At 70.8% G+C, this 5,614-nt stretch carries 4 protein-coding genes; 3 read left to right on the forward strand and 1 reads right to left on the reverse strand.

Annotated features, from left to right (window positions below; all coding sequences use genetic code 11):
* The coding region (locus tag M3N57_10920) for a LysM peptidoglycan-binding domain-containing protein (protein ID MDP9023179.1) at positions 1-264 on the forward strand (264 nt) is incomplete at its 5' end.
* A gap of 6 nt (positions 265-270) precedes the next feature.
* Here the strand turns inward: M3N57_10920 and nrdR are convergent.
* Positions 271-750 carry a transcriptional regulator NrdR gene (gene nrdR, locus M3N57_10925; protein MDP9023180.1) on the reverse strand — a complete coding sequence of 160 codons (480 nt, stop codon included), beginning with the start codon at positions 748-750 and terminating at the stop codon, positions 271-273.
* Between the two features lie 404 nt (positions 751-1,154).
* Here nrdR and M3N57_10930 point away from each other — a divergent pair, with 404 nt between their 5' ends.
* A complete protein-coding gene (locus M3N57_10930; GenBank protein MDP9023181.1) occupies positions 1,155-5,081 on the forward strand; it encodes a vitamin B12-dependent ribonucleotide reductase in 3,927 nt (1,308 codons plus the stop codon).
* Between the two features lie 35 nt (positions 5,082-5,116).
* Complete coding sequence (locus tag M3N57_10935) at positions 5,117-5,524, forward strand: NYN domain-containing protein (protein ID MDP9023182.1); 408 nt, start codon at positions 5,117-5,119, stop codon at positions 5,522-5,524.
* Positions 5,525-5,614 lie beyond the last annotated feature (90 nt).

Here is a 5,614-nt window from a genome sequence, read left to right on the forward strand (position 1 = left end):
GTGCTGGCCGTCGCGGTGGCGACGGTCTCGGTGCTGGCCGTGGCCGCCGGCTCGACCGGCGCGACACGGGAGCGGGCCTCGCCCCCGCCTCCGCCACCGGCCCGGGTCGTGGTGGGGCCGGGGGACACCGTCTGGGACCTGGCGGCCGCCCACCTCCCGGCGGGCGAGGACCTGCCCAGCTACGTGGCCGAGGTCGTCGAGCGCAACCGCGTCGACGCCACCGCCCTCGCCCCGGGCACCGTGCTGGTCCTGCCCCGACGGTGACGTCCCTCAGCGCGACTCGGGCCCCCCGTGGGCCGGTCGCCGGGTGAGGGTGGCCAGCTCGCGGACGAAGTCCTCGGGGCTCCTGAAGCCCTTGTGGACGCTCGCGAAGCGGACGTAGGCCACCTGGTCCAGCTCGCGCAGGGCGTCGAGCACCTCCGCGCCGATGACCTCGCTGCGGATCTCACGGGCGCCCATGGCGCGGATGCGGGCCTCTACCCGGGCGGCCGCGCGGCGGGTCGCGTCGGCATCCAGACCCACGTTCTTCGTCGCCTTGTCGATGCCGGCCTGCACCTTCTCGCGGCGGTACGGCTCCACGCTGCCGTCGCGCTTGCGCACCGCCAGCGCGTGCTGCTCGACGCGCTCGTAGGTCGAGTAGCGCTGCCCGCAGCCCAGGCACTCCCGCCGCCTGCGGACGGCCGCGCCCGCGGCGGCCGCGCGGGAGTCCACGACCCGGTCGTCGCCGCCACCGCAGTAGGGACACCGCACGCTGCCATCCTTTCTCCAGTCCCGAGGATTTTTCTTCCGGCGGCCCTGTCCACCGGTCCGTCCCCAGTCCGTCGGCGGTCGTGCACAGCCCGTCCGCGCCGTCCACAGGGACGGGCTGGATGTCCACCGACCGACACTCAACATGTGGTGGCCGGGGCCGCGCCGTCCACAGGCGCGGGACTCGAACCCATCACACCAGGGTGTTACCGTGGATCCCCACGACTCGGACAGCCTCGGACTCTACCACAAGATATAGTGGAGCATGTCATATGGAGCTTCAGTATCTGGGTGTGAGCAGCGAAGAAGGTCCTTGACGTGCGCCGACTGTCCGGGCAACTTACAGGGTCGTAACTCCATCCATGCGCCGCACGCGGCGGACCGTATCGACGAGAGCAGGACGACCGATGGTCACGACCCAGGACGCACTCCACGCCGTCCCCACCGGCCCCGACGGACGTCCGGGGTTGCGGGTCGGCAGGTACTTCACCTCCGAGGGGACCCATCCCTACGACGAGCTGGAGTGGGAGCGGCGCGACGCGGTCATCAACGACTGGCGAACCGGCGAGGTCGCGTTCGAGCAGCGCGGCGTCGAGTTCCCGTCGTCCTGGTCGATGAACGCCACCACGATCGTGGCCCAGAAGTACTTCCGCGGGATGCTGGGCACCGCCCAGCGCGAGCACAGCGTGCGCCAGATGATCGACCGGGTGACCGACACGATCGGTGGCTGGGGCCGCGCCGACGGCTACTTCGCCGACGACGGGGCCGCCGCTACGTTCGCCGACGAGCTCAAGCACCTGCTGGTCAACCAGAAGGCCGCCTTCAACTCCCCGGTGTGGTTCAACGTCGGTGTGGAGCCCACGCCGCAGTGCAGCGCGTGCTTCATCCTGTCCGTCGAGGACACGATGAGCTCCATCCTGAACTGGTACGTCGAGGAAGGCACGATCTTCAAGGGCGGGTCGGGCTCGGGGGTCAACCTGTCGCGGATCCGCGGCTCGATGGAGCCGCTCAAGGGCGGGGGCCAGGCCAGCGGGCCGGTCAGCTTCATGCGCGGCGCCGACGCCAGCGCCGGCACCATCAAGTGCCTCCACCGCGACACCGAGGTGGTCACGGACTCCGGCGTCGTCCGCGTGGGCGACGTTCGCCCGGGGTCGCGCGTGCTCACCCGCCACGGCCTCAAGCGGGTCGAGGCAGTGCACGACAACGGCCGCCAGCCGCTGGTCAAGGTTCGCACGGCTCTCGGCGACGAGATCCTGTGCACCCCTGAGCATCGTTTCCGCGTTCGGGGAGTCGACGGCGAGTCGTGGCGACAGGCCCGGGACCTGCGGTCCGACGACCACGTGATGGTGGACCTCGAGGCGACGCAGCATGGCGCACTCCAGCCGCTGACCCCCGTCGCACCGGGTCACCACAACGAGATCGAGCATGAGCTCCCCGAGGTGCTCGACGAGGCGGTCGCTCTGTTCCTGGGCTGGGTCTACGGCGACGGGTCGGTGGCCTCGCGACCGTCCGCCAAGTTCATCGCGTTGCGGCTGGGTGATGCCGACCCGGAACTGGTCGGCCGTTACACAGCCCTGGTCAAGACGGTCTTCGGGGAGCGCGCCCACCTGTTCCTGAGCCGTCACCGGGACCGGCCCGACGTGTCCGTCAGCGTGCGCTTCAGCTCCTCGCAGGTGATCCGCTTCCTGCAGACGAACGGGCTGGGCAAGGGCACGGCCTCCGACCTGCGCGTGCCGAGCCTGATCAAGTCCTCGCCCGCAACCGTCCGCGCGGCCTTCGCCTCGGGCGTCTTCGAGGCGGACGGTCATGTGGGCAACGGCTATCCGACGCTGTCGACGGTCAGCGAGGCGTTCGCGCGTGACATGCACCGCCTGCTGCTGTCGATCGGCATTCCGTCGAAGCTGGGGAGCATCAGGGATCGTCGCACGGCCCTGGGCCAGGATCTCATCCACACCGTGCGGGTCCTCGGCGGGCCGGGGGTGCGACGGTTCGCCAAGCTCGTCGGGTTCCTCTCCGAGCGGAAGTCGCGCCACCTCGAGTCCGCGGTGGAGCGCAAGAACGCGAGCCCCTTCGAGGCCTCGTGGGTGTTGCCCCACGTCGAGGCCGAGCTGGACGCGGTGTGGCGCCGGAGCGGTGAGCTGTATGTGACCGTGACGGTGGAACCAGCCGGCAGGGGACCGACGGTCGACCTGACCGTCGAGGACGTCCACGAATACCTCGTGCACAACGTCGCGACCCACAATTCCGGGGGCAAGACCCGTAGGGCCGCCAAGATGGTCGTGCTCGACGTCGATCACCCCGACGTCGAGGAGTTCATCTGGTGCAAGCACCGGGAGGAGCAGAAGGCCCGCGTGCTCGGCGCCGCCGGGTTCGACATGGACCTCGACGGCACGGACTCCGGCAGCATCCAGTACCAGAACGCGAACAACTCTGTCCGGGTCACCGACGAGTTCATGCGCGCCGTCGAGCGCGACGAGCAGGTCGCGCTGCGGGCGGTCCTCGATGACCGGCCGGTCAAGACCCTGCCCGCCCGCGAGCTGATGGGCCAGATCGCGCAGGCCGCGTGGGAGTGCGCCGACCCCGGCATCCAGTACGACACCACGATCAACGACTGGCACACCACCCCGAACGCCGGTCGCATCAACGCCTCGAACCCCTGCAGCGAGTACATGCACCTGGACAACTCCGCGTGCAACCTCGCCAGCCTCAACCTGCGCAGGTTCGAGGCCCGTGGCGTGTTCGACGTCGAGGCGTTCGAGCGCGCCGTGGAGATCGTGTTCCTGGCCCAGGAGATCATCGTCGGCAACTCGTCCTATCCGACCGAGCGGATCGCCCACAACGCCCGCCGCTACCGCCAGTTGGGCCTGGGCTACGCCAACCTCGGCAGCCTGCTGATGAGCCAGGGCCTGGCGTACGACTCCGATGAGGGGCGGGCGTGGGCGGCGGCGATCACCGCGCTCATGACCGGTCGCGCCTACCGGGCGTCGGCGGAGATCGCCCGGGCCATGGGCCCGTTCGACGGCTTCGCCGACGACCGCGACGGCATGCTCCGCGTCATCGCCAAGCACACCGACGCCGTGGACGGGATCGACGCGGATCTCGCCCCGTCCAATGTCCTCGAGGCCGCCCGACGGGCCTGGAGCGAGTGCGGCGACCTGGGCGCGCGGCACGGCGTCCGCAACGCGCAGGCGTCGGTCCTGGCGCCGACCGGGACGATCGCCTTCCTGCTCGACTGCGACACCACCGGCATCGAGCCCGACCTGGGGCTGGTCAAGACCAAGAAGCTGGTCGGTGGAGGCTCCATGCGGATCGTCAACCGCACCGTGCCGGTCGCCCTGGAGCGGCTGGGCTACCAGCCCGAGCAGATCGAGGCGATCGTCGCCTACATCGACGACAACTCGACCGTGCAGGGGGCGCCCGCGCTGCGCCCGGAGCACCTGCCGGTGTTCGACTGCGCGATGGGGGAGCGCTCGATCGCGCCCACCGGTCACCTGCGCATGATGTCCGCGGTGCAGCCGTTCATCAGCGGGGCCATCAGCAAGACCGTGAACATGCCCGAGTCGGCGACCGTCGAGGACGTCGAGGACATGTTCATGCGCGGCTGGCATCTCGGTCTCAAGGCGATCGCGATCTACCGGGACAACTGCAAGGTCGGCCAGCCCCTGGCGGTCACCCGCAAGGAGCCCGCGGTCACCACGACCGAGGAGGCCGTGGGGCAGGGTATGGTCCGCCGGCGGCTGCCCCAGCAGCGGCCCAGTCAGACCATCTCCTTCCAGGTCGGCGACGCCGAGGGTTACCTCACCGCGGGCGAGTACCCCGGTGACGGGCTGGGTGAGATCTTCGTCAAGCTGGGCAAGCAGGGCTCGACCCTGTCGGGCGTCATGGACGCCTTCGCGATCAGCGTCAGCCTGGGCCTGCAGTACGGGGTGCCGCTGGAGGCGTACGTCTCGAAGTTCATCAACATGCGCTTCGAGCCGTCCGGGCTGACCGACGACCCGGAGGTGCGCTTCTCCGCCTCGTTGGCGGACTACATGTTCCGCCGCCTGGCGATCGAGTACCTGCCCGCCGACAAGCGCCGACAGCTGGGGATCTACACGGTCCAGGAGCGCCAGCAGTCGCTCGACGCAGGCGCACCGGCCATGCCCGAGCCGGGCCAGGGCGATCCCCCGGCTGACGCCGCCGGGCAGACGGTCCTGCCGGTCGACGAGCGACCGCACCGGGTCGACGACATCTACGGTGACGCGCCCATGTGCTACTCGTGCGGTGTCAGGATGCAGCGCGCCGGCTCCTGCCACGTCTGCGGTTCCTGCGGCACGACCTCAGGCTGCAGTTGACCTGGAGGGTCTACGACTCGGCTACGGTCGCCCCTATGGGTGACCGGGGGTCGCGACTGGTCGTCGACGGCATGAACGTCATCGGGTCCCGGCCCGACGGCTGGTGGCGGGACCGCGACGCGGCCGTGCGCCGGCTGTTCGCCGGGCTGCGGGCGCTGGCGGCGCAGCGGGGCACGTGGGTCACCCTCGTGCTCGACGGCCGCCCGATCGAGGCCCTGGAGGAGGGGCGCCACGAGGGCGTCGTGGTGCGCTACGCCAGCCGCCCCGGCCGGGACGCCGCGGACGACCGCATCGTCGGGCTGGTCGGGGCCGACGACGCGCCGGCGTCGCTCGTGGTCGTCACCGCCGACCGTGACCTGCGTGCGCGGGTGGAGGCGCTCGGGGCGTCCACGAGCGGGCCGTGCGACCTGCTGCGGCATCTCGACCGGCTGGGCGGGGGCTGACCGCTCACGCCCCGACCCCCGCCAGCGCGGCGCCGATGGGTCGGGGCCTGGTGCGCAGCACCCTGTCCGCGCGGGCGGTGAGCAGGCGCA

The organism is Actinomycetota bacterium (assembly GCA_030776725.1).
Taxonomy (GTDB): domain Bacteria; phylum Actinomycetota; class Nitriliruptoria; order Nitriliruptorales; family JAHWKO01; genus JAHWKW01.